The 24,206-nt window shown below is 72.3% G+C and carries 19 protein-coding genes, 2 tRNA genes and 2 pseudogenes; 16 read left to right on the forward strand and 7 right to left on the reverse strand.

All coding sequences use genetic code 11. From position 1 onward, the window contains the following. Positions 1 to 33: 33 nt before the first annotated feature. Complete coding sequence (locus tag FF36_RS00390; RefSeq protein ID WP_110431402.1) at positions 34 to 2,736, forward strand: ATP-binding cassette domain-containing protein; 2,703 nt, start codon at positions 34 to 36, stop codon at positions 2,734 to 2,736. Here the strand turns inward: FF36_RS00390 and FF36_RS00395 are convergent. Further along, the gene (locus tag FF36_RS00395; RefSeq protein WP_044882912.1) at positions 2,672 to 3,073 is read right to left on the reverse strand and encodes a DUF962 domain-containing protein; all 402 of its coding nucleotides are present in this window, start codon (positions 3,071 to 3,073) and stop codon (positions 2,672 to 2,674) included. The genes FF36_RS00390 and FF36_RS00395 overlap by 65 nt on opposite strands. A 136-nt stretch (positions 3,074 to 3,209) precedes the next feature. On the opposite strand from FF36_RS00395, the gene FF36_RS00400 reads away from it, so the two are divergent. Then, positions 3,210 to 4,592 carry an MFS transporter gene (locus FF36_RS00400; RefSeq protein WP_044882913.1) on the forward strand — a complete coding sequence of 461 codons (1,383 nt, stop codon included), beginning with the start codon at positions 3,210 to 3,212 and terminating at the stop codon, positions 4,590 to 4,592. Between the two features lie 34 nt (positions 4,593 to 4,626). Here FF36_RS00400 and FF36_RS00405 read toward each other — a convergent pair whose 3' ends face one another. After that, complete coding sequence (locus FF36_RS00405) at positions 4,627 to 6,039, reverse strand: aminotransferase-like domain-containing protein (RefSeq protein ID WP_044882914.1); 1,413 nt, start codon at positions 6,037 to 6,039, stop codon at positions 4,627 to 4,629. Between the two features lie 74 nt (positions 6,040 to 6,113). Here FF36_RS00405 and FF36_RS35265 point away from each other — a divergent pair, with 74 nt between their 5' ends. The 3 genes from FF36_RS35265 to FF36_RS00415 all read left to right on the forward strand — a co-directional run bounded on the left by FF36_RS35265 (position 6,114) and on the right by FF36_RS00415 (position 8,881). Beyond that, positions 6,114 to 6,290: a hypothetical protein gene (locus FF36_RS35265; protein WP_157866954.1), complete on the forward strand. Its 177-nt coding sequence runs from the start codon at positions 6,114 to 6,116 to the stop codon at positions 6,288 to 6,290. A 332-nt stretch (positions 6,291 to 6,622) separates the two neighbouring features. Further along, positions 6,623 to 7,870, forward strand: a complete 1,248-nt coding sequence (locus tag FF36_RS00410; protein ID WP_044882915.1) for a glycosyltransferase family 4 protein — start codon at positions 6,623 to 6,625, stop codon at positions 7,868 to 7,870. A gap of 39 nt (positions 7,871 to 7,909) precedes the next feature. Further along, entirely contained in the window at positions 7,910 to 8,881 is a 972-nt protein-coding gene (locus tag FF36_RS00415; protein WP_044882916.1) for a beta/alpha barrel domain-containing protein, read from the forward strand. Positions 8,882 to 8,972: 91 nt separating this feature from the next. Here FF36_RS00415 and FF36_RS00420 read toward each other — a convergent pair whose 3' ends face one another. Together FF36_RS00420 and FF36_RS00425 are read right to left on the reverse strand one after the other, a co-directional pair. Beyond that, positions 8,973 to 9,533, reverse strand: a complete 561-nt coding sequence (locus FF36_RS00420) for a DUF3291 domain-containing protein (RefSeq protein ID WP_044882917.1) — start codon at positions 9,531 to 9,533, stop codon at positions 8,973 to 8,975. A 49-nt stretch (positions 9,534 to 9,582) separates the two neighbouring features. Further along, complete coding sequence (locus FF36_RS00425; RefSeq protein ID WP_242418867.1) at positions 9,583 to 10,413, reverse strand: L,D-transpeptidase; 831 nt, start codon at positions 10,411 to 10,413, stop codon at positions 9,583 to 9,585. A 395-nt stretch (positions 10,414 to 10,808) separates the two neighbouring features. On the opposite strand from FF36_RS00425, the gene FF36_RS00430 reads away from it, so the two are divergent. After that, the gene (locus tag FF36_RS00430; RefSeq protein WP_339325583.1) at positions 10,809 to 11,168 is read left to right on the forward strand and encodes a peptidylprolyl isomerase; all 360 of its coding nucleotides are present in this window, start codon (positions 10,809 to 10,811) and stop codon (positions 11,166 to 11,168) included. Positions 11,169 to 11,416: 248 nt separating this feature from the next. Here the strand turns inward: FF36_RS00430 and FF36_RS00435 are convergent, their stop codons facing one another. Beyond that, entirely contained in the window at positions 11,417 to 13,363 is a 1,947-nt protein-coding gene (locus tag FF36_RS00435) for a class I SAM-dependent methyltransferase (protein ID WP_044883041.1), read from the reverse strand. A gap of 401 nt (positions 13,364 to 13,764) precedes the next feature. Then, a tRNA-Gly gene (locus tag FF36_RS00440) sits at positions 13,765 to 13,835 on the reverse strand. Between the two features lie 47 nt (positions 13,836 to 13,882). Here FF36_RS00440 and FF36_RS00445 point away from each other — a divergent pair. The 7 genes and pseudogenes from FF36_RS00445 to clpX form a co-directional block, all read left to right on the forward strand. Next, positions 13,883 to 13,955 (forward strand) — tRNA-Pro (locus FF36_RS00445). A gap of 55 nt (positions 13,956 to 14,010) precedes the next feature. Further along, positions 14,011 to 15,534 (forward strand): trigger factor, encoded by a 1,524-nt coding sequence (tig, locus tag FF36_RS00450; RefSeq protein WP_044882920.1) that lies wholly within the window; start codon positions 14,011 to 14,013, stop codon positions 15,532 to 15,534. 279 nt (positions 15,535 to 15,813) lie between these two features. Then, positions 15,814 to 16,455 (forward strand): ATP-dependent Clp protease proteolytic subunit, encoded by a 642-nt coding sequence (locus tag FF36_RS00455; RefSeq protein WP_011603085.1) that lies wholly within the window; start codon positions 15,814 to 15,816, stop codon positions 16,453 to 16,455. Positions 16,456 to 16,537: 82 nt separating this feature from the next. Further along, positions 16,538 to 16,928: ATP-dependent Clp protease proteolytic subunit (locus tag FF36_RS36665; protein WP_242422217.1), on the forward strand; the 391-nt coding region annotated here is incomplete at its 3' end. A 2-nt stretch (positions 16,929 to 16,930) separates the two neighbouring features. Then, positions 16,931 to 17,191, forward strand: a pseudogene (locus tag FF36_RS36670) (ATP-dependent Clp protease proteolytic subunit); the annotation flags it as partial. Positions 17,192 to 17,617: 426 nt separating this feature from the next. Next, a partial coding sequence (locus FF36_RS36675) for a ClpX C4-type zinc finger protein (RefSeq protein WP_277912811.1) occupies positions 17,618 to 17,889 on the forward strand: 272 nt, incomplete at its 3' end. Between the two features lies 1 nt (position 17,890). Beyond that, a pseudogene (clpX, locus tag FF36_RS00465) lies at positions 17,891 to 18,916 on the forward strand (ATP-dependent Clp protease ATP-binding subunit ClpX); the annotation flags it as partial. A gap of 75 nt (positions 18,917 to 18,991) precedes the next feature. Here the strand turns inward: clpX and FF36_RS00470 are convergent. Next, on the reverse strand, positions 18,992 to 20,284 hold the full coding sequence (locus tag FF36_RS00470) for a bifunctional folylpolyglutamate synthase/dihydrofolate synthase (RefSeq protein ID WP_044882923.1): 1,293 nt from the start codon (positions 20,282 to 20,284) through the stop codon (positions 18,992 to 18,994). Between the two features lie 154 nt (positions 20,285 to 20,438). Here FF36_RS00470 and FF36_RS00475 point away from each other — a divergent pair, with 154 nt between their 5' ends. The 3 genes from FF36_RS00475 to FF36_RS00485 all read left to right on the forward strand — a co-directional run bounded on the left by FF36_RS00475 (position 20,439) and on the right by FF36_RS00485 (position 24,048). Continuing rightward, positions 20,439 to 21,896, forward strand: a complete 1,458-nt coding sequence (locus tag FF36_RS00475) for a folylpolyglutamate synthase/dihydrofolate synthase family protein (protein WP_044882924.1) — start codon at positions 20,439 to 20,441, stop codon at positions 21,894 to 21,896. A gap of 104 nt (positions 21,897 to 22,000) precedes the next feature. Continuing rightward, entirely contained in the window at positions 22,001 to 22,414 is a 414-nt protein-coding gene (gene ndk, locus FF36_RS00480) for a nucleoside-diphosphate kinase (RefSeq protein WP_044882925.1), read from the forward strand. Between the two features lie 602 nt (positions 22,415 to 23,016). After that, on the forward strand, positions 23,017 to 24,048 hold the full coding sequence (locus FF36_RS00485) for a rod shape-determining protein (protein WP_009739818.1): 1,032 nt from the start codon (positions 23,017 to 23,019) through the stop codon (positions 24,046 to 24,048). Positions 24,049 to 24,206 lie beyond the last annotated feature (158 nt).

Raw genomic sequence — 24,206 nt, forward strand, 5'->3', positions numbered from 1 at the left:
TATGGTGCGTCTGGCGATCGAGGGAGAGTGCTGGTGTCTGGGACCCCGCTGCGCGTCCACACCCCGGCCGGGGAGGTGACGCTCACCGGCGACGAGCCCGCCGTGGTGGGGCGGGCCCGGTCCGCGGACATTGTCATCAACGACGGACGGGTGTCCCGTCGGCATCTGGTGCTGCACCCCACGGCGGTCGGCTGGCGGGTCGAGGACATCAGCGCCAACGGGTTGTGGTGCGACGGTCGCCGGCTGGGCGACGTCGACATCGTCGGTGAGCTGCGGCTACGCCTCGGCGCCGCGGACGGCCCGGAGGTGGTGCTCCTGCCCCGGCCTGCTCGGCCGGTCATCCCAGCGACGGCCCCGACCCGCGGGCCGGACGCGGCGCCCGTCTCCATCGAGGACCTTGCGGCCTTCGCGCCCACCCCAGTGACGTCTGCGCCGGTGGGTCCTGGCGGGAACGGCGGTGTGCCTGGGAACGGCGGTGGGCCCGGAAACGGCGGTGTGCCCGGGAGCACGGAGCCGCCGGTGCCGGTCGGGGCCGGGGTGCCGGGGCAGCCGTCGGGGGCGGCCGGCATCGCGCCGGGGGTTTCGGGGGGCCTGTCGATCGATCCGGCGACCGCGCAGAGTGCGGTCGTGCACGACCGGCGCCGCGTGCATCCCCTCAGGCCCGGCCGGATGCGGATGGGGCGCTCCCGCGACAACGAGATCAACGTCGGGGATCTGCTCGCCTCCCGTCACCACGCCGAGCTGCACATCTCGCTCGGCGGGGTGGAGCTGGTCGACCTCGCGTCGGCGAACGGCACCTTCGTCAACGGCCACCGGATCAGCCGGGCCCCGGTGATGCAGCGCGACGTCATCGCCATCGGCCACCATCTGTTCCAGCTCGAGGGCAGCTCGCTCGTCGAGTACGTCGACTCCGGGGACGTCGCCTTCGAGGTCCAGGACGTCTCCGTCTGGGCCGGCACCAAGCAGCTCATGCACGACATGACCTTCCGGCTGCCCGGCCGGTCCCTGCTCGGCGTGGTCGGCCCCAGCGGCGCCGGCAAGTCCACCCTGCTCAACGCGCTCACCGGCTTCCGGCCCGCCGACCGCGGCTCGGTGCGCTACGCCGGCCGAGACCTCTACGCCGAGTACGACGAGCTGCGTCGCCGCATCGGCTACGTGCCCCAGGCCGACCCGCTGCACGACCAGCTCACCGTGCGCGAGGCCCTGCTCTACGGCTCGGAGCTGCGCTTCCCGGCCGACACCACCGCGGCCGAGCGCCGCGCTCGGGTCGAAGAGGTCATCGGCCAGCTCGGGCTGTCCGCGCACGCCGACACCCGGGTCTCCCAGCTCTCCGGCGGCCAGAAGAAGCGCACCAGCGTCGCGCTCGAACTGCTCACCCGACCGTCGCTGCTCTTCCTCGACGAGCCGACCTCCGGCCTCGACCCGGCCAACGACCAGTCGGTGATGGAGACGCTGCGCGGCCTCGCGAAGGGCGGCGGCGCCGGGTCCACCGACGAGAGCGGCCGGACCGTCATCGTCGTCACCCACAGCGTGCTGTTCCTGGATCTGTGCGACTTCATCCTGGTGCTCGCCCCCGGCGGCCACGTCGCCTACTTCGGTCCGGCCGATGGGGCATTGCGCTTCTTCGGCAAGCAGGACTTCCGCGAGTTCGCGGCGGTCTTCCGGGAGCTGGAGGCCACCCCGGGCGAGCAGATGGCCGCCCGCTTCCGGGCGTCGGAGTTCTTCGTGCCCTCCGCGGTCGTGGCGCCGGCGGTCCGCAAGGCGCCGCCAGAGCTACCCAGCGTCCGCCAGCAGCCGGTGACCGCGCAGCTGTCGACGCTGACCCGCCGGTACTGGCGGGTCGTCCTCGCCGACCGGTCCTACCTGCGACTGATCATCGCCTACCCGTTCCTGCTCGGCATCGTGCCGCGGGTGCTCAAGGCTCCCGACGGACTGGGCCCGCTGCCGCAGTCGCCGAACGCCGACGCCACCAAGGTGCTCGTGGTGCTGGTGCTGTGCGCCTGCTTCATGGGGATGGCCAACTCGATCCGGGAGATCGTCAAGGAACGCGCGATCTACCGGCGGGAGCGGACGATCGGCCTGTCCCGCACCGCCTACCTCGGTTCCAAAATCATCCTGCTGACCGCGATCACGACCGCGCAGTGCCTGGTCTTCACGCTCATCGCGGTGGTGGGCCGCACTCCGCCGCAGGCCGCCGCGCTCGGCTCGCCGCTGCTGGAGTGCCTGCTGGCGGTGATCGTCGCGGCGCTGGCGTCGATGATGATCGGCCTGTTCGTCTCCACCCTGATCGACAACGCGGACAAGGCGATGCCGATCCTCGTCCTGGTCACCATGGGTCAGCTCGTGTTCTCCGGCGGCCTGACCTCCATGACCGGGCGGCTCGTGCTGGAGCAGGTCAGCTACCTCGTCCCAGCCCGGTGGGGGTTCGCGGCGCTGGCCTCCACCGACGACATCAACGTGGTGAGCAAGCTCGGCAACCCGACCCTGCGCACCGACCCCCCCGACCGGCTCTGGGAGCACAGCGCGGGCACCTGGGCGCTCGACATCGTGATCGGCATCGCCATCGGCGTCATCGCGCTGGCACTCACCACGCTCATGCTGCGCCGGATCGAACCCAAGGTCACCCGAGCGGCGGATGCCGCGCCGGCGCAGGGCACAGGGCTGCCCGGGTTCAGGCCCGACCGGGTCCACGGCCAGCCGCAGCCGCCCAAGGGCCGGATGTCCCTGCGCGGCTGAGGAGGTCGGTGACCTCCTCGCACCAGAAGGCCAGACCGCAGAGCTGGTAGGTCAGCGGGCCCTCGGCGAGCGCGGGGCGGTTGTGCTCGAACAGCACGTGCCCGGCGATCTGCACGGCCCAGCTCGCCGCGAACACCGGCAGACCGATCCTGGGTCGGACGAGCACCACCGGCAGCGCGAAGGCCACCCCCGGGATGCCGACGAGATGGGTCAGCCGGATGGCCCGGCCGGTGTGCTGGGACCGGTAGTACGCCATCTTCTCGGCGAACGGGGCCGAACGGTCGGGCACCGCCCCGCCGGCCGTCCCGGATCCGCGCGCCCCGCGTCGGATGTTCATCGCCGCCCACCTCCCGCCGGCCGTGGCACCGAGGTCAAGGTCCCCGCCGGGCCCGGGCCGGCTCGCCCGTCGGTCGTTCGATCGTTCGGTCGTATCCACGTTGCCAGGCGCCGCGCCCGCGGGGTAGGATCCAGGGATGGGCAAGACGAGCGAATCGGTGCAGGCGGGCACGTCCCGCCCGGGTCGCCTGCTCGCCGTCCTGACGGCCGCGACGCTGCTGCAGTGGCTCGGTTCCTTCGCCATCGCCCCGCTGCTGCCGCTCTACCTGGCCGACCGGCACATCTCCGCCGCCGGCGTCGGGGTCGTGATGGCCGCGTTCTTCCTCGGGGCGCTGCTGTCGCAGTATGCCGCCGGGCGGGCGGCGGCGGCCCGCGGTCACCGCGGGGTGCTGCTCTCCGGGCTCGCCGCCTACGCTGCCGGCTGCCTCGGCCTGTTCGCCTCGACGGGGGTCGGGATGGACGCAGTCATGCGTGTGCTGCAGGGCGCGGGCGCGGGCGCGTTCGAGGTCGCCGCGCTGACCGCCGTCGCCACGACGGTCGCCCCGGGCACGCAGGGGCGCGCGTTCAGCGCCATCTACACCGGGCAGCTTCTTGGCGTCGCGCTCGGTCCGCTGCTCGGCGGCTTCGCGGGCGAGCACCGGATGGATCTGGTGTTTCTGGGCAGCGGCGCGGCCGCGGTGCTGGCGTCGTTGCCGGTGCTGTGGCTCCTGCCCGCTACCGTCCGCGCCGGATCGGTTCCCGCCGCTTCCACGGTTGCGGCCGCTTCCACGGTTGCGACCGTTTCCCCAGTTGCGACCGATGCCGCGGGGAGCAGCGCCCCGACGGGTCCGGCCGGTGGTGCCCCGCCGGCCCGGCTGCTGCTGCGCCGCGGCGTCCTCGGGCTGTTGCTGGTCGCCGGCTGCGACGGGCTGATCGCTGGCGTCTACGAGACATGCTGGAGCCTGCTGATGGAGCGCGACGGCGCGTCCACCACGCTGATCGGCCTCACCTTCACCCTCTTCGCGTTGCCATACCTCGTCTTCGCCTGGCCCGCCGGCTGGCTCGCCGACCGGTGTGACCGGCGCCGACTGATCGGGGCGACCACGCTCGTCCTGTCGGTGACGGTCGCCAGCTACCCTTTCCTGCACTCGATCCCGCTCATCATCCTGTTGAGCTGCCTGGAGGCGGCGGGCCTCGCCGTCGCCTACCCCGCGGCCCAGTCCCTGCTCGCCCAGGAATGCGCCGCCGGTGACGGCACCGGCCGCGGTCAGGGCCTGTTCGCGACGACACAGACCGCCACGACCGTGTTCGCCGCGCTGGCCTCCGGGGCGCTGTTCGCGGCGGATCCGCGGTTGCCGTTCGTGCTGGCCGCGCTCGCCGCGCTGGTCACCGCCGCCCTGCTGCCGCCGCTATGGCGGGAGGTCGCCGGCACCGTGGCCCAGGTCCAGGCGCGGTCCGCTGCCGGGGGGGCGGGGGTCGGGCCGGGCACGGGGCGGGAGGCTGCGGGGCGGGAGGCTGCGGCGACGCCCGGCCGGCCGTAGGCCTCGGGTCGGTTCCGCGGGAGGCGCTGGCGGATCAGTTCGCGAACCCGGGCGCCCGTTCGGCCACCGCATGCAGGGCCTCCGCGAGCAGGCTGACGGCGGTCGGGATGTCCTCGGTGCGGATGCCCGCGTAGGACAGGCGAAGGTGGCCCGCCTCCTGCTCGCCGATGGTGAAGAACCGGCCCGGGGCCACCGCCACCCCGAGCCGCCCGGCGCTGGTCGCCACCGCGAGGTCGTCGATTCCACGGGGCAGGCGCAGGAAGAGGTTCACCCCGCCGCGCGGCGGGGCGAAGGAGCATTCGGGCAGCTCACGGGCGAGCGCCGCACCCAGGGCCGCGGCCCGCTCCCGCAGGGCGCCGCCCACCGCCCGGACCTGCGCCGACCAGGCCGGCCCGCTGACCAGCTCGATCGCCGTGTGCTGGACCGGGCGGGCGACGAAGGAGTCGTCGACGATCCGCATGGCCGCGATCCGGCTCATCACCGGCCCGCGGGCGATGACCGCGCCCACCCGCAGGCTCGGGGCGAGCACCTTGGTCAGGGAGAGGATCGTGATGACCTGCCCGTGGTCGTCGTCCTGCCACAGCGGGGGCGGCGGCGTCACGGCGGCGAAGCCGAGCCAGCGGGCGAAGTCGTCCTCGACGATGAACGCCCCGGCCCGCCGGCAGATGTCGAGCACTTCACCGCGGCGCTGCGCCGCGAGCACGCTGCCGTCCGGGTTGGCGTACGTGGGCTGGATGACCAGCAGCCGGGCCGACGTCCGCGCGAACGCGTCGCGCAGCAGCTCGGGCCGGATTCCGTCCCGGTCGCCGGGCACCGGGATGGGGATGTGCCCGGCGCTGCGGGCGACGGCGAGCGCGCCGGGGTAGGTGGGGGTGGCGAACAGGACGGGATGGCCGGCGGGCAGGATCGCGCGGAACGTCGCCGACAGCGCGCCCTGGCTGCCCGGGGTGATCAGCACGTTCTCCGGCTCGGCGCCGATCTGCCGGCCGAACCAGCTCCGCAGCTCCGGGATGCCGGCCGTGGGGGAGCTGGCCCAGGCGTCCGGCCGCCGTGCCGCCCGGCTGGCAGCGGCGGCCAGCCGGGTGTCCGCCCGCAGCCCGGGATCGAGGTAGCCCGCCCCCAGCTGGAAACCCGGGCTGCCCATGAGCTGGAACAGCACGTCGAGGCCGGAGGTCTGCACGGGGCTCGGACCGAGCGCGACCTGCTGCCAGTCGGTGTCGCTGGCCTGGACGGTGCGCCGCGCCGAGACGAACGTGCCCGCGCCGGGCCGGGTCACCAGCCGGCCCTCGGCGACCAGCCGGCCCAGCGCCCGCTGCACGGTCACCGGGCCGACGCCGAGCCGCTGCTGCAGCGTCCGCGTGCTGGGCAGCTTCTCCCCGACGGCCCCGCTGTCCGCGAGCCGGCGAAGCTCCCCCACGACCCGGTCGATACTGCTATCGTTGACCATGACGTTAGACGATAGCGCTATCGTTTGCCGGTCCGCGGTGCTTTCGCGTCTCGACCTTCTCGGGCGGGTCCACGATGCCTGAACTCCTGCTGCTGGGACTGTTCGCGGTGCTGATCGGACTGGCCGCGGTGTTCGGGCCGGATACCCGGGACCGCGGCTACGGCCTGCCCGCCCCGCGTCCCCGCCGCCGGGTGTTGCGGCCGAGCTCTGCTCGCCGGGCAGCCGGCCTCCGGCTGGTGTCGTCTCGCTGATCCGCCGCTGTCCGGCGGGTGCCCGTCACCGTCCGGTAGGTGCTGTGCTGTCCGGGTGGCGTAGTGGCTGTCCAGGTGGTGCTGTGGCTGTCCGGGTGGTGCCGCCTGCGTGTCCGTGTGCCTCCGGTCGGCCCGCAGGGGAAGGCGTTCCGGCCTAGTGGCTTTCTGTTGGGCTGCGTGTCAACGCGCAGGTCAGACCGTGTCCGGGCATCGCTTCTCTTACGTTAAGGTTAAGATCCTCAGCGTTTGCTGATGGCCGAAACCCCTCGTGGCCGCTCGATAAGCTGGCGCTATGGTGAGCCGTCCGGAGTTCGCCGCCGTGGGGGATGGGTATGGAGATCGTCTTCTTGTGCGAGCAGTATCCGCCGATCATTTGGGATGGGGCGGGTGTCTACACGCACGACATCGCTCACGCGTTGGCCGCGCTCGGTCATCAGGTCCATATCCTCTGTGCGCAGGGTCGTCGCCGCACCGACGAGGACCATGACGGCGTCAAGGTGTACCGGCGCCCGTTGCTCCGTTTGCCGGTCAGCAGATATCTGGGCCCGCTGGGGCGGTCGTTTCAGGGGAAGAACTATCCACGAGATTCCCTGTCCCTGCGGGTGGTCCTCGCCGTCTCCTACGCTTTCTGGCTGCGCCGCCTCGGGCTGCACCCCGACGTCATCGAGACCCAGGACGGCGAGACCCGCGGTTTGCGTACCGCGGTGCGCCGCGACGTTCCCCTCGTGATCCACCTGCACACGCCGACGATGATGGACGTCCGCCTGCGCGAGGGTGAGCTGCACGGCCGGGGCGCGCTGGCGGACCGGATCGACCGGTTCTCCGCGCTGCGCGCCGACGCGCGGACGGCCCCGTCCGAGCTGATCGTCACCACTCTGCGTGGCTTCGGTTGGCTGAAGAAGAACACCGACGCCGACGTCATCCCCTACCCGTTCGACCGCTCCCCGTACACCGCCGTGCCGTCGCCGCAGCAGACCGACCCCACGCTGCTCGTCGTCGGCCGGCTCGAATGGCGCAAGGGCCTCGACGTGCTGATCGAAGCCGCCGCGCTGCTCGGGGATCGCGGCGTCAAGCCGACAGTGGTCTTCGCTGGCCAGTCGTCCGGCCTCATCGACGACGTCCCGACCGGCACCTGGCTGGCGCGCCGCGCCGCCGAGCTCGGCGTCACCTGCCGCTTCGCGGGCCACCTCACCCGGCCCGAGCTCGTCAAGGCATACGAGGAGGCGCGGGCGGTCGTCGTCCCGAGCCGGTTCGAGAGCTTCTCCATCGCCGGCCTGGAGGGGATGGCCTCGGGTCGGCCGGTCGTCGCGACCGCGACCACGGGCGTCGCGACCTGGGTGGCGAAGTGGGAGGGCGGAACGGTCGTCCCGCCGGAGGACGCACCCGCGCTCGCCGACGCGCTGGAGCCCTTCCTCACCGACCCGGAACTCGCCGCCGCCGTGGGCGCCCGCGGCCGGGTCGGCACCGAGGAGCTGGAGCCGAAGCGGATCGCGGCCCTGCGCGTCGCGGTCTACCAGAAGGCCATCGACCGCCACCGGACGCGTCGCCGCTTCGGTAGGAGGCCGGCGGCCGTTGCCTGACCGGCGGGTGCCGCGGCGCCGGCCCCTAGGCTGGCGGGCATGAGTGCTCTGGCGGGCGTCGCCCTGGAACACCCGGTCATGAACGCGGCAGGCACGTGCAAGTCGGTGGAGGACGTCGACGTCTTCGCCCGGTCCGCGGTCGCGGCGATCGTCGTCGGCTCGATCACCCGCCAGCCGCGGACCGGCAACGCTGGCAACGTCTACTGGCCCGGTCGGGTCTACTCGATCAACGCGCTCGGGTTGCCCAACCGCGGCCTGGACTACTACGGTGCCCATCTGCCCGGGATGGTCGAGCGGGCGCACGAGGCGGGCAAGCCGCTGATCGTCAGCGTCGCCGGGTTCGACGTCGGGGAGTACCGGGAGCTCGCCGAGGTCGTCGCCCAGGCCGGCGTCGACCTCATCGAGCTCAACCTGGCCTGCCCGAACGTCTGGGACGGCGGCGCCCAGAAGCGCATCGCCTGCTTCGACCCCGGCCAGACCGCGGCGATCTGCACCGCGGTCGGCGACGCACTGCTCGCGCGGGCCGGCGGTGATCCGGCCGGCCGCGTTCCCTATGGCGTCAAGATCTCGCCGTTCTCCGACCCGGCGGCTCTCGCCGAGCTCGCCGCGGTGCTCGCCGAGCTCGCCGGGCGGCCCGGCGGTCCGCGCTTCGTCACCGCGGTGAACACCTTCCCCAACGCCCTGGTCATCGACGCCGACCACCGTCCCGTCGTCGACGTGGAGCTGGCCGGGATGAGTGGCCTTGCGCTCAAACCGGTCGGTCTCGGCCAGGTGCGCCAGCTACGCCGGCTGCTGCCGGACACCGTCGACATCGTCGGGGTCGGGGGGGTCGGCGAGGGACGGGACGTCGCCGAGTACCTGCAGGCGGGGGCTGCGGCCGTGCAGGCGGCGACGGCGTTCTGGAACCGCGGTGAGGATCCGTCGGTGTTCGGGTCGATCCTCGCCGGCTGGATCGACGCTGGTGGGATCGACGCCGGTGGGATCGACCACGTGGACTCGGCGGTCCACTGACCCGCGCGGCGGGCCCGGCTCGTCACGCACCGTCGATGAGTCCGTGGCCCCGACGCGCGCGGCGGCCGTGGCCTCGGTGCGGTGAGCGGACTCAGCCGCCGGCGGCCAGACTTCTCGGCACCTCGACGTCGGCGGGACTCGCGGGCTCGGCGGCCGGCTCTGGACCACTTCCCGGCACCAGGGAGATCCGCCGATCCGGCGGGGGAAACGTCAGCCGGAAGGTGAACGCGGTCGCGGTCGGCCCGTGCGTGCGCAGGTGCCGGACCCGCTCCTCGGCCTCCGGCGTGCCGGGCCGGTGCCCGGCGGGCACCCACCACAGGGCGTTGGTGGCCCGGGCGGTCGGATGGAACCACTCCCGCCGGCGCCGCAGGAACGCGCCCTGATCGTGGCGGAAGACGAAGTCGGCGAGCGCGTCCGCCGACTCCCACACCGTCAGGTTCACGATGACGGTGAGGTCGGTCTCGGCGTCGAGCCGGAACGTGTGCACGGCCGCAGCGCCCTGCGCGGGTTGTAGCCGCCAGACGAAGCCGGGCTGCCCGTCGCCGAGGTCGTTCACCGGCGTGAGGCCGGCCAGGATGTCATCCGGCGCGGGGGAGTCGAGCGGGGCGAGTACCCGGGCTATGTTCACCTGGGCCAGATGGTAACCCGTCATGAAAGTAGCCTAGGGACGTCGCCCCGCATCCGCCAGGAATGACGCGCCATCACCCCCTGATGGAGATCGGTGTGCCGATGGGGAGGATTCCCGCCAGTTTTTCGATGTCGGCGTTGCGTAGCCGGATGCAGCCATGGCTGGCGTCCGTCCCGACCAGGTCGGGGCGGTTCGTGCCGTGCAGCCCGATGATCCCGTTGGCGCCGTTGAACTGGGTAATCACGTCCGAGAAGCCCGACAGACCGAAGGCGTAAGGGCCCCACGGCCCGTTCGGATCCGCGGGTCGCAGCAGTTCGGTGAGGTAGAACCGGCCGGACGGCGTGGGGGTGCCGCCGGTTCCGATGCCCACCGGGAGGCGGGCGATGACCGCGCCGTCCCGCAGCACGGTGAGCCGATGCGTGGAGCGGTCGACCTGCAGGTCGTAGGGGGTCTCGGTGACCCGGGTGTCCTCGGCCCGCAGCCATCCCCGCGACCCGTTGGGCCGGACGGGCAACTGGACCAGCAGCCAGCGAGCCCAGCGTTCCTCCACCGCGAACACCAGCGGCACGCCCTCCCGGTTGGGGTTGGCGAGCTGGCCCCGCGGGGCATCGGTGTCCGGGGTTGCGAACCAGGTGATCTCGGGTACCACGGCCTGCGCGACGAGGTGCCGCCTCTTCGCGGGGCCGGCGGTGCCGGTACCGGCCGGGGAAGGCGTCGCTCGGGTCTGCGGCGCCGGGGCGGCGGGGCGCGTCGGCGTGACCCGACCGGAACAGGCGCCGAGTAGGCAGCCCGCGGCCAGTAGCGGCGTAGCCAGGAGCAGGAGGCCGGCCGGGCCGGGGGTGCGGCGCCGAGGCGTCCGACCGAGGCTTGCCGCCGGCGGGCGGGTCGTGTCGGTGCTGCGCATCCAAACCTCCTTGGTCATACGTCGATTACCCTATGTAGTTTCAGGGGGGCGTGCCGGCGCCGGCCGGGAGGGCGCTGAGACGGCCGCCGACCATTCCCGGCGGACCGGGGCAGGCCAGATCCATCCCGGCGGATGGCCGCGTCGCCCCCGGCGCGCACCCCTACGGGCGCGACGGTGCGCCGCGGGGCCGATGCATCGAAATATCTTCCCGGTGATTCTCCGGTCTTTTTCCGGGGCGCGCGAGAATGCGGGAGGAAACGTGAAAAAAGCCGAGGGTGGGCGGCTGGATTTGCAGTCCACGACGGGCCGGATACGCTTTCCCGTGACCTTAGTTGGTTGCTTTTCCGAAACCGTAGGGGAGAACTGTGCGGAGATCAATGAGGACCCGGGCGGCAGTGGTCGCGCTGTCGAGCATGGCGACCATTTTCGTCGCGCTGGGACCAGCGGCTTCGAGCGCCTGGGCGTCCGACGGCGGGGACACGGTCAAGCAGGCTCAGAACTGGGGCGGCGACGACTGGCACAAGGACGGCTGGCGCAAGGACGACTGGCGCAAGGACGACAAGCGCAAGGACGACTGGTTCGATGACGACTGGTTCGGCGACAAGGGCAAGAACGATTGGCGCAAGGACGACTGGTTCGGCGACAAGGACGGCTGGCACAAGGACGGCTGGCACAAGGACGGCTGGCGCAAGGACGACTGGTTCAAGGACGACAAGCGCAAGGACCGGTGGAAGGACGACGGCTGGGACTGGTGACTGAGCCGTCGCACCGGTTGCTCCGGTCGGTGGGGCGCCCACCGTGCAGACGGTGAGCTGATCGCACCCCGGTGACCTGCCTGCCGGCGATGGTGCCGGTCGTCAACGTTGACGACCGGCACCATCGGGCCGGCGTCCGGTCCTCCGGGCGACGTTCACTCCGCCCGGGATCGCGGCATCGGCACGATGCCCACGAACCCGGGCGGAGTGGCTCGGACCCGAGCGGAGCCGGTCTCCGCGCTGCACGGCTAGAGCCGGCGGGCGAGGATCCGGTAGGCGTTCGCGCGCGAGCCCGACGTCAGGTAGGGCCGGCTCACCTCGTCCAGAACCAGACCGCCCGCGAAGGCCGGCACCAGCGCCGCCGCGGTCAGGGCCCGCGCGGCCCACGCCCGGCGGGGAACCGCGGCGGTGCGCCAGGCGGCCGACGGCGACGGCGCGAGCCGTTGCAGCAGGCCGTACAGGGCCATCACCGGGTCACCCTTCTGGTGCACCTCGCCGAAGCGGGTCTCCTGCACGGCGAAGCCACGTTCCTGCAGCGCCACGGCCACGTTGGCGGCGGGCATCAGGTGCTGGTGCTGCGGGATCAGCCAGCCCGGCCACAGCGCGCCGTACAGCCGAGCCGCCGGACTGTCCGGATTCGGCACCTCGATGAGCAGATGACCGCCCGGTTCCAGCACGGCCGCAGCCGCGTCCAGCTCGGCCCGCGGATCCCTCGTGTGCTCCAGGTAATGGAACATGCTGATGACGTCGTAGCGCCCCTTGACCTCGGCGGCGAGTTCGGGGAAGAAACCGCGGTAGGCGTGGTCCACCCAGCGCCGCCGGGCGGCCTCCTCGATGCCGGCGCCGATGTCCAGGGCGTCGAACCGGGTGCCCGGCCAGACGGTTCTCGCCACATTGCAGAAATGCCCGTGGCCGCCCCCTACGTCCAGCCAGTTCCGGGGAGTCGGAATGGCCTGGCGGGCGCGGTCGAGGTAGGGCTCCGGGCTGAACCCGAACACCTCCTCCAGTGCCGTCGCGCCGAGCCCGTCGTAGAAGTCCCGGTAATAGAACTCCAGCCCGGCGAGGGACAGCCGCGGATTCTGGAAGACATGGCCACAGCTCGCGCACCGGTCGTACCGGAACTCTCCCGGCTTGCCCTGCGCCACGTCGCGGCCGAGCAGGCGCGCGCTGAGCTCGCCGCCGCCGCACCACGGGCACGTGTTGCGCGGCCGCTCGAAGAAGCGGTCGAGCCCGCCGGCGAGGTCCGCCCGGTAGCCGGCGCGCCGGCGGGCGAGCTCGGCCGGGTTCGGCCGCCTGGGCGAGGGGCCGCCAACCGGAGCGGCCGCGGCGGTTGGTCTGGCCGACGGGTTCGGGGGAGCGCCGAACAGCTCCCGCAGGCGGCCACCCGATCCCCGCAGCTGGGCCGCCGCGGCCCGGCGGCGGGTGAGCGCGCTGCGGCGCAGCGTCCCCGAGGTCACCCGCACCCGGCCCCCACCGACGATCACGGGTTGCAACCAGGACATCCCGAGCGCGGCGAGGGCGGCCGGCGGATTGCTCGCCGCGCCGAGCAGGATCGCGCCGTCACGCAACGCGGGCAGGACGCGTCGGGCGGGCTCCCAGGCGTAGGCGGCCCGTTGGACGGGCAGCCGGGTGGCACCGTCGTCCCGCACCCGCCCGGCCAGCCCGGGCAGGACCGCGAGGTCGGTGCTGGCGGCGGCGTGCCGCTTGCAGACCTGGATCACCGCGACGAGCTCGGCATCGGCGAAGTCGGTGAGCTCCGAGCGTTCGACGAGCCGGGGATCGGCCGCTGCCGGGAGCCCGGTGCGCGCCAGCACCCCGCGATCGACGAGCACCGCCTGGAACGCCCCGCGGCCACGGGCGAGGCGGGCCGCCCGGTAGGTCGCCGGCTCCACCATCCGGGCCAGGTCGAGGACCCGGTGCGCGGCCAGCTCCGCCGGGACGAGGTCGAGCACCTCCAACCCGTGCCGGTGGGCGTGCGCCTCGGCGGCGCGGCGCTGCCCCGGGGTGAGCGCCAGTCCGGGCGCGCAGAGCAGGACATAGGGGGAGCTCCGGGCGGTGCCGGGCGCGGCCTTCTCGCCCGCGTCGATCTCGACCGCTTCGATCACCTCGAGGGCGTGCAGTCGGGCACGCAGCCGGACGGTGTTCAGCCCGATCCCGATCCCGACCGCCACCGGTAGCCAGCCGCGGCGCCTCATCACCATGTGCACTCCTTCGGATGGTCCGGTGGTGGTCACGGGCCGGTGTCGGGGGAAGCTCCCGAAAATACGCCCGGCCATCCGGCGCGCCTCGGCGCGAACCTCGATTGATCCGTCGCCGGACGATGACCGCCGACGTCGTCCCCGGCCACGCGACATGCCGGCCGACATGCCAGCTCGGCATGTCGGTGGGTGCAGGTCGAGCCGAACTCGACGCCGACTCCGGCCGGGCGCGCGGGCGTGATCGTCGCCGATCCGGTGCGGGGGTCTCACGGGCGGGGGATCCGACCTCGGACACCCGCATGTGGGTGGGTTGGTGTGGATCCCGGGTTCCGCCGTTCGCCGCGGCGCAGGGCGCCTGACGCAACGCCGACCACCACCGGGGCGGGGGAGAGGTGAAGAGCGGGTGACCGGGATCGAACCGGCATGGCCAGCTTGGAAGGCTGGGGCTCTGCCATTGAGCTACACCCGCGAGGTGATCGATGCGAGCTTACCCCGTAGGATAAGCGGGCAACGCCTCGGGGCGTAGCGTAGTGGCTAGCGCGCCTGCTTTGGGTGCAGGAGATCGGGAGTTCGAGTCTCCCCGCCCCGACCGATAGCCTCGGCGCGTCATCCCGTCCAACGTCGTACCAGGAGACCGCCGCGCCGTGAAGGCCACCAAGGAGACCCTCAGCCCGACCCGGGTCAAGCTCACCGTCGAGGTGCCCTTCGACGAGCTCAAGCCCTCGCTCGACGCCACCTACCGCAAGCTGGCCCGCCAGGTCCGCGTCTCCGGCTTCCGGCCGGGCAAGGTTCCGCCGCGGATCCTCGACCAGCGCCTCGGTCGCGGCGTGATCCTGGACGAGGCGGTCCAGGAGGCGCTGCCGCAGCTCTACTCCGAGGCCGTGCAGGCCGAGGAGGTCGACGTGCTGTCGCGCCCCGAGGTGGACATCACCGAGTTCGCCGACGGCGGCCAGCTCGTGTTCACCGCCGAGGTGGACGTCCGTCCCGAGGTGGTGCTGCCGGAGTTCGCCGACCTGTCGGTCACGGTGGACGCCGTCGAGGTCACCGACGAGCAGGTCGAGGAGCAGCTCGGCGCGCTACGCGACCGGTTCGCCCAGCTTCAGCCGGTCGAGCGGGCGGTGCAGACGGGCGACTTCGTCTCGCTCGATCTGTCCGCGCAGGCCGACGGCAAGCCGATCGAGGGCGCCGAGGCGACGGGGCTGTCCTACGAGGTCGGCAGCGGCAACCTCATCGAGGGCCTGGACGAGGCGATCATCGGTGCCGCCGACGGCGAGTCCCGCACGTTCACCACGGAGCTGCTGGCGGGGGAGCAGGCGGGCGAGCAGGCCGAGGTGACCGCGACGGTGCGCGGGGTCAAGGAGAAGGAGCTCCCCGCCCTCGACGACGACTTCGCCACCACCGCCAGCGAGTTCGACACGCTCGACGACCTGCGCGCCGACGTGCGCAGCCGGTTGGAGCAGTCGCGGCGTACCGAGCAGGTCGGGCAGGCCCGGGAGAAGCTGCTGGAAAGCCTGCTGGAGCGGGTCGAGGTGCCCGTCCCGGACTCCCTGCTCGAGGGCGAGATCGAGGCTCGGGAGCACCGCCTGTCCCACGAGCTGGAGAACATCGGCACTGACCGCGCGACCTACCTGGAGACGCTCGGCCAGTCCGCCGAGGAGTTCGACGCCGAGGTCCGCGAGACCGCGGGCAAGGCGATCCGCTCCCAGTTCATCCTCGACGCGGTCATCGACGCCGAGTCGATCGGCATCGACCAGGGCGAGCTCATGGAGCAGGTGATCTACCGCGCCCAGCGCTCGGGCCTGCAGCCCGACGTCTATGCCCAGCAGCTTGCCCAGGGTGAGGGGCTGCAGGCGCTGATGGCCGACGTCCTGCGGACCAAGGCGCTGTTCCTGTTGCTGGAGAACGCCAAGGTCGTCGACGGGGAGGGCAACCCGGTGGAGCTCGCGCTCCCGGCCCGCCCGGCGCCGGACGCCGACGAGGACGACGATCACGAGGACGACGATCACGAGGGCCACGATCACGAGGGCCACGATCACGAGGGCCACGATCACGAGGGCCACGACCACGAGGGCCACGACCACGACCACGTCGGCGGCGATGCTGCGGCGGAGCCGGTCGAGACACCGGCCGTGACCGCGGCGGCCGACAGCGGGGACCGCGACATCTGACCTCGCGGCAGGCCTGGGTGGGGGGGCGGCTCGCGCCGCACCGATCTCGGCTCTCCAGACGGCCCCCGGACTCGGTCCGGGGGCCGTCTGGCGTTGCCTGCGGGCCCTCAGAGGATCCCTGCCCGGAGGCCGGCGCACGGTGTCGCGCGGGCGTCCGGACTGGCCGGTCCTCACGCCCAGCGCGAACATCGAGCCTGAAGGGCATGAACTTGCGCGTGTCACAGATAGTGTCGAGCCGGTCAATCAGCCGCCCCATGTGAGGAAGCCGAGGAGCTGACCGTGAGTAACCTCGCAGTTCCGCGCCTACCAGTTCCGGGTCCGGAGCTCCGTTCGCCCGGCCAGGGTGGACCCGCCTTCGACGACCAGGTGTTCAACCGCCTGCTGGCCAACCGGATCGTCTTCCTCGGATCGGTGGTCGAGGACTCGATCGCCAACGCGATCTGCGCGCAGCTACTGCTGCTCAACGCGGAGGACCCGACCCGGGACATCTTCCTCTACATCAACTCGCCGGGTGGGTCCGTGAGCGCCGGCATGGCGATCTACGACACCATGCAGTTCGTCGAGAACGATGTCGCGACCGTGTCCCTCGGCCTCGCCGCGTCGATGGGCCAGTTCCTGCTCTGCGCCGGGGCGCCGGGCAAGCGCTACTCGTTGCCGCACGCGCGGATCATGATGCACCAGCCGTCGGGAGGGATCGGGGGCACCGCCTCCGACATCGCCATCCAGGCGGAGCAGATGCTCTACACCAAGCGGATGATGCAGGAGCGCATCGCGTTCCACACCGGGCAGCCGATCGAGCAGATCGAGCGCGACTCCGACCGGGACCGGTGGTTCACCGCGGAGGAGGCCAAGGACTACGGGTTCGTCGACCACGTGGTCCAGCAGGCTCGCCAGGTTCCCAGCGAGGGGCCGGTGAGCTGAGCGGGCAGCCCGCTCACCGGACCGAACCCGTCATCCGTCCCCGGAGGCAGCCATCATGTTCCACGAGACGCGCTACCAGCAGATGAGGTCTGAGCAGGCCCGCCAGGCCGCCGGCCAGCCGCAGGGCCGCTACGTCCTGCCGAACATCATCGAGAAGACCTCCCGCGGCGAGTACGGCATGGACCCGTACTCGAAGCTGCTCAAGGAGCGGATCGTCTTTCTCGGCGTGCAGATCGACGATGTGTCGGCGAACGACGTGATGGCGCAGTTGCTGTTCCTGGAGTCGGAGGATCCGGACCGGGACATCTCGATCTACATCAACTCGCCGGGTGGGTCGTTCACGTCGTTGACGGCGATCTACGACACGATGCAGTTCGTGCGGCCGGACATCTCGACGATCTGCATGGGGCAGGCGGCGTCGGCGGCGGCGGTGCTGCTGGCGGCGGGGACGCCGGGCAAGCGGTTCGCGCTGGNNAACAGCCGGATCCTGATCCATCAGCCGTCGGCGCAGGGGGAGGGCCAGTCCAGCGACATCGAGATCCAGGCCCGCGAGATCCTGCGGATGCGGTCGCTGCTGGAGCGGATGCTTGCCACCCACACCGGCAGGAAGGAAGAGGACATCCGCAAGGACATCGAGCGGGACAAGATCTTCAGCGCCGACGAGGCCAAGGAGTACGGCCTGATCGACGAGGTCATCAAGACCCGCAAGTCCTCGCGGCTCGCCACGACGCGCTAGCGGCGGGTCCCGGACGCGTGCCGGACGAGGGGCGCTCACCGGACTCCCGGCGCGGGCCGGGGCGCCGGTCGGGCGCCTCGCGCGCCCAGCGGCCGACGCCTCGCGCGGCACGATGCCGCGCGAGGTCGGCGGCGTGGCGCGGGGCCATCGGGGGCCGGTTCGCGCGACGCGCCGACGGGTCGAATGCGGTCAGCTTCCTGATGTCCGTGACGCGTTGGCCTTATGGGACTGCGCGGACGCGCGAGGACGGCCATGGTGACCGTAGGCTGACCGGTATGAGCCGAGCGATAGGGCACTCACCGGGCCGCTCGGCGGGGTACCGTCCCCACGGGGATGGTTGCAGGCAGACACGCGACGACCGGGCGGTGTCAACCGCCCCTGACACGCAGGCGACACCATCGTCTGGACGAAGGGACTGAGTCCTCGGTGGCACGCATCGGTGATGGCGGTGACCTGCTCAAGTGCTCGTTCTGCGGTAAGTCGCAGAAGCAGGTGAAAAAGCTCATCGCCGGCCCTGGCGTCTATATCTGTGACGAGTGCATCGATCTGTGTAATGAGATCATCGAGGAGGAGCTCTCCGAGTCCTCCGAGCTGAAGTGGGACGAGCTCCCCAAGCCCCGCGAGATCTACGAGTTCCTCGACAGCTACGTCGTGGGGCAGGAGACGGCGAAGAAGACCCTCTCCGTCGCGGTCTACAANCACTACAAGCGGGTGCAGGCCGGCGGCTCGGGCGGGGGCGGCGGCGCCGAGGGCGGCAAGGTCGAGGTCGAGCTCGCCAAGAGCAACATCCTGCTGCTCGGACCGACCGGGTGCGGCAAGACGCTGCTGGCCCAGACCCTGGCACGGATGCTCAACGTCCCGTTCGCCATCGCCGACGCGACCGCGCTGACCGAGGCGGGCTACGTCGGCGAGGACGTCGAGAACATTCTGCTCAAGCTGATCCAGGCCGCCGACTACGACGTCAAAAAGGCCGAAACCGGGATTATCTATATCGACGAGGTCGACAAGATCGCCCGTAAGTCGGAGAATCCCAGCATCACCCGGGACGTGTCCGGCGAGGGCGTCCAGCAGGCCCTGCTGAAGATCCTGGAGGGCACCACCGCGAGCGTGCCGCCGCAGGGCGGCCGCAAGCATCCGCACCAGGAGTTCATCCAGATCGACACGACGAACGTCCTGTTCATCGTGGGCGGGGCCTTCGCCGGGCTGGACCGGATCATCGAGTCGCGGATCGGCAAGAAGTCGCTGGGCTTCCGCGCCGTGCTGCACGGCAAGGACGACCCGGACGCCTCCGACGTGTTCGGCGACATCATGCCCGAGGACCTGCTCAAGTACGGCATGATCCCGGAGTTCATCGGCCGGCTGCCGGTCATCACCAGCGTGTCCAACCTGGACCGCGAGGCGCTGATCCGGATCCTCACCGAGCCGAAGAACGCCCTGGTCCGGCAGTACAAGCGGCTGTTCGAGCTGGACAGCGTCGATCTCGACTTCACCTCCGACGCGCTGGAGGCCATCGCCGACCAGGCGATCCTGCGCGGCACCGGCGCCCGCGGCCTGCGGGCGATCATGGAGGAGGTGCTGCTGTCGGTGATGTACGACATTCCGAGTCGCAAGGACGTCGCTCGAGTCGTCGTCACCCGCGAGGTCGTCCTGGAGCACGTCAACCCCACGCTCGTGCCGCGGGACGTCGCCTCGAAGCGGGCGCCCCGCCAGGAGAAGTCGGCCTGAGGCCGCAGCCGGGCCGGGGCGGGACGGGACTCCAGCGCCCGCCCCGCCCCGTCCCGGCTCCGGATCAGCGCGCGATCACCCCGCCAGCGCCCGCCGAGCCTCGGTGAGGTGGTAGAACGACCCGGTCACCAGGATCGCGCCGGTCGTCCCCGCCCGTCGCCGGGCGAGCCGCACCGCGGCCGCGACCCCGGGGGCGCTCTGCGCGGGGATCGCCCACCGCCGCGCCGCCCCGGCGACCTGCTCGGCCGGGATCGCCCGCGGGGACGCCGGTTCGCAGCAGATCAGCGAGTCGATCCGCTGCGCGCGCAGCTCCGCCAGGGTGGCGGCGAAGTCGTGGCCGCGTAGTGCGCCGTAGACGACCGTCCAGCTCCGGTCCGGGAACTCCTCGGCGAGCGAGCGGGCCAGCGCCGCCGCCGCCGCCGGATTGTGGGCGCCGTCGAGCACGCACAGGGGCGCCGCCCCGACGATTTCCAGCCGGCCTGGCGCCCGCACCGACCCGAGCCCTGCCCGGACCGCCTCCTCGGGCAACGGACGACCGAGGAAAGCCTCCACCGCCGCCAGCGCGCACGCGGCGTTGGCCTCCTGGTAGGCGCCGTGTAGCGACAGAAGGACGTCGTCGTAGCGGGCGGCGGGGGTGCGCAGATCCCCGCGGCGCCCGGCGGGGTCGGGGCGTCCGCCGGCCATGGCGAAGTCCCGGCCCAGGCGCAGGACCCGGGCCGCCGGCGTCCGGGTGAAGACGTCGTCGAAGCGGGCGTCGACCTCGCCGAGCACGAGATCCGCACCGGGCTTGACGATGCCGGCCTTCTCCCGGGCCACCCCGGCCAGGCTCCCCGCGTAGTCCAGATGGTCCGCGCCGATGCCGGTGACGACCGCGACGCGGCCGTCGGCGATGTTCGTGGCGTCCCACCGGCCGAGCAGCCCGACCTCGACCACCGCGGCATCGACGGCCCGGTCGGCGAACCAGTGGAACGCCGCGGCCGTCAGCAGCTCGAAGAAGGTCGGGCGGTCCGCCATCGGCGCGGCCGCGTCCACCGCCGCGCCGACGCAGCGGGCGAACTCGCTGTCGTCGATCGGCCGGCCGTCGACGACCAGCCGCTCGTTCGTCCGCTCCAGGTGCGGACTGGTGTACTGGCCGACGCGCAGGCCCGCGGCGCCGAGCAGGGCCGAGGTGATCCGCGCCGTCGACGTCTTCCCGTTCGTGCCGGTCAGATGGATCATCGCGCCCCGGTTCTGCGGGTCGCCGAGCCGGCGGGCCAGCTCCCGCATCCGGTCCAGGCTCGGCACCGGCGGCTCGGCCGTGATCGCCTGCTTCTCCAGGTCCACCGAGCTGGCCAGGGCGGCGCATGCCGCCTCATAGGTCCACGTCACCTGCTGTTCCCGCCTCCTTCACCCGCGCTCGACAGTAGCGACCCGCGCAACCCGGACGAGTCGGCCGTGCGGCCGGCGCCGGTCGACGGGCAGGTCGGTGGGCCGCCGGGGTGCCCGGGGACCGCCGGTCGTCCGGACTCGTAGGATCGGGGCCGTGACAGGCGCCGCGGCGAACGCCGGCACCACCTCGACGTCCGGCGATGCCGCCTGGGCGGGTCCTGCGCCGTTTGCGGCCGCGTACGCGCAGCGCGCCGCCGTCGCGGTACCACCGGGACTGGCGCGGCTGCGCCGCCTGCTGGATCTGCTCGGTCAGCCGCAGCGGGCCTTCCCCAGCATCGTGGTCGCGGGGTCCGTCGGGAAGAGCTCCACCGTGGCCGCCATCACCGTGCTGCTCGACTCGTTCGGCATCCGCGCGGGCTCCCTGCGGTCGCCTGGCTGGCTCGGCAGCGCCCAGCAGGTGGGTCTGGCCGGTGCGGCGATCTCGCCCGACGTGCTCGAGGCGGCCTTCGACGACATCGCGCCGTACCTGCCGCTGATCGAGGATGACGGCCCGCTGAGCGCCTTCGAGCTGCTCACCGCCGTGGCCTTCGCCGCGTTCGCGGACGCCCCGGTCGACGTGGCCGTCGTCGAGTCGGGCTGGGACGGTTCCGCGGAGCTCGGCGACCTGGCCGACCTGCTCGACGCGCCGGTGGCCGCGATCACCCCGGTGACGGTCGCCGGCGCGGACGGCGTCGCCGGGGTGAGCCCGCTCGACGCCTTCGACGCCGCCGACGCCGTTGACGCCGCCGTGCTCGCCGGGGACACCGACGCCGCCGAGGCGCAGCTCGCCCGGATCGCCGCGCCGGTCGGCTCGGCCATCCGGGCGGACACCCTCGTCGTGCTCGCCCAGCAGGCCCTGCCGGCCGCGCAGGCGCTGCTGCGGCGGGCCGCCGGCAGCGGGGCGACGGTGGCGCGGGAGGGCATGGAGTTCGGCGTGCTCGGCCGCCGCATCGCCGTCGGCGGGCAGATGATCACACTGAAGGGGCTCGGTGGCACGTACGACGAGCTCTTCCTGCCCCTGCACGGCGCCCATCAGGCGCACGCCGCCGCCGTCGCGCTCGCCGCCGTCGAGGCGTTCCTGGGCGGCGGTCGCAGCGCCCTCGATCTCGACGTGGTCCGGGCGGGCCTTGCCCAGGTGGACGCCCGGGGCCGGCTGGAGGTCGTGCGCCGCTCACCGACGATCGTGCTCGACGTCGCCCAGGACCCCCTCGGTGCGGCGGCCCTCGCGGGCGCGCTCGACGAGGCGTTCAGCTTCGACGTGCTCGTCGGCGTGGTCGCCGTCGAGGGCGACGAGACGCTCGCCGCCCGGATCCTGGCCGCGCTCGAGCCGGTCCTCGCCACCGTGGTCGTCACGACCGGGGCGACGGCGGCGGCGCTGGGCGTCGACGACCTCGCGGCCGTGGCGACGGGCGTGTTCGGCGCCGACCGGGTCGAGGTCGCCCCCCGGCTCGACGACGCGGTCGACGACGCGGTCCGGCTCGCCGAGGAGGACGCCGACCTGGGCGGAGCCGGGGTGCTGGTGACTGGTTCGGCCCCCGTTGTGGGTCGGGCGCGGGCGTTGCTGCGGTCCTGAGTTGGCCCGGTTCGGCCATGGTGATGGCGCGGGCACCCTGTAAGTTGACACCGGGCCCGCGGGCCCGTCGAGGACGACGATGTCGATGATCGAGAAGGAGTACCGTGTCCGCCGAGCGCACCCTCATCCTGGTCAAGCCCGATGGCGTCAGCCGTGGCCTCGTCGGTGAGGTGGTCGGCCGGCTGGAGCGCAAGGGGCTCACCCTGGTGGCCCTGGAGCTGCGCACGCTGGAGCGCTCCGTCGCCGAGACGCACTACGGCGAGCACGCCAGCAAGCCCTTCTTCGGTGAGCTGGTCGACTTCATCATCTCCGGCCCGCTGGTCGCGCTGGTCGCCGAGGGCCCGCGGGCCGTCGAGGCGTCGCGTGGGCTGATCGGCGCCACCGACCCGGTGAAGGCCGCCCCCGGCTCGCTGCGCGGCGACTACGCGCTGGAGATCGGCCAGAACCTCGTGCACGGCTCCGACTCGCCGGAGTCCGCCAAGCGCGAGATCGACCTGTTCTTCCCCGGCCTGAGCTGACCTGCGTGGGCTCGTCAGTCCCCAGCCGTCCGACGGGTGCGGACTGACGGGCGCCCATCCTTACTGGCACGGATGGGTGAGTGGTCGCGGCGTGGTCCCGGGCGGACCGGACCACGCCGTGCGCTCACCGGATTCGGGTGAGTTCCCGGGCGCCGCGCGGCCCGGGGCGTACTCGCCCGCGGAGCCGTGAACCGGAGTCCGCCGATCGCGGCCGGCCATTTTGTGCCTGCATCGCGTCCTTGGCCGTCCGTCGAGGCCTCGTTGAGGCGCGTTGCGTACCGGGACTGTTACCCATTGATGCCCGCTGGGTCGATCTGACCCAAGGGTGACACGAGCCGCCTCGCGACCGGCCGGGGCGGCGGGGGGCTGCCCGGCGGTCTACCCTTCAAGTACTTGCCCGGAGCGTGTCCGGTGGGTCGCAGTGACCGGCTGTGACGGTTGGTTGCTGCGATCGTTTCCGCGTGGGGCGCTCCGGGTCGTCCTGCCCGATCTACGAACCCTGTACGTGTTCCACGCGCTTCTCCGGCTCCCTGGCTGGCCGTGCCGTCGGTCGCGCCGGAGGCGGCCAGGACCGCATCCCCCGGGAAGGTCGGTACCCGACGATGTCCAGTTCGCTGTCGTTCCTCGGTCGTGACATGGCCGTCGATCTCGGTACCGCCAACACCCTGGTGTACGTGCGCGGCCGAGGGATCGTCCTCAACGAGCCGAGCGTGGTCGCCATCAACACCACGACCTCGGGCATCCTCGCGGTCGGCACCGACGCCAAGCGGATGATCGGCCGAACTCCCGGGAACGTGGTGGCCGTGCGTCCGTTGAAGGACGGCGTCATCGCCGACTTCGAGACGACCGAGCGGATGCTGCGGTACTTCATCCAGAAGGTGCACCGGCGACGCCACTTCGCCAAGCCGCGGTTGGTGGTCTGCGTGCCGTCGGGGATCACCGGGGTGGAGCAGCGAGCCGTCAAGGACGCCGGTTACCAGGCCGGCGCCCGCAAGGTGTACATCATCGAGGAGCCGATGGCCGCCGCGATCGGCGCGGGCCTGCCGGTGCACGAGCCGACCGGCAACATGGTCGTCGACATCGGCGGCGGGACGACCGAGGTCGCCGTGATCTCGCTGGGGGGCATCGTCACCAGCCAGTCGATCCGCACCGCCGGCGACGAGCTGGACGTCGCGATCATCTCCTACGTGAAGAAGGAGTACTCGCTGATGCTCGGCGAGCGCACCGCCGAGGAGATCAAGATGGCGATCGGCTCGGCGCACAAGGTGCCCGACGAGCCCAGCGCGGAGATCCGCGGGCGCGACCTCGTCACCGGCCTGCCGAAGACGATAGTGGTGACCGCGGAGGAGATCCGCAAGGCGATCGAGGAGCCGGTCAACGCCGTGATCGACGCGGTGAAGGTGACGCTGGACCGCTGCCCGCCGGAGTTGTCCGGCGACATCATGGACCGCGGCATCGTCCTGACCGGTGGCGGTGCCCTGCTGCGCGGGCTCGATGAGCGGCTGCGGCACGAGACCGGCATGCCCATCCACATCGCCGAGAACCCGCTGCACTCGGTGGCCATGGGCTCGGGCAAGTGCGTCGAGGAGTTCGAGGCGCTCCAGCAGGTACTGATCTCGGAGCCGCGGCGGTAGCGCGCCGCGGCCGCAACCCCCGGCGCGCCCGTTCCCGGGCGCTGTCCGGGACGTTCCCACCGGTGGGGAATTTCGTGTCAGATCCGGGAACGTCGTGGCGATGTGGATCGTCCGACCTCAGCGACGGACCGTGCGCGGCGGCCGGCTCCGGCCGGCGC

This window comes from Frankia torreyi (genome assembly GCF_000948395.1).
Taxonomy (GTDB): Bacteria; Actinomycetota; Actinomycetes; order Frankiales; family Frankiaceae; genus Frankia; species Frankia torreyi.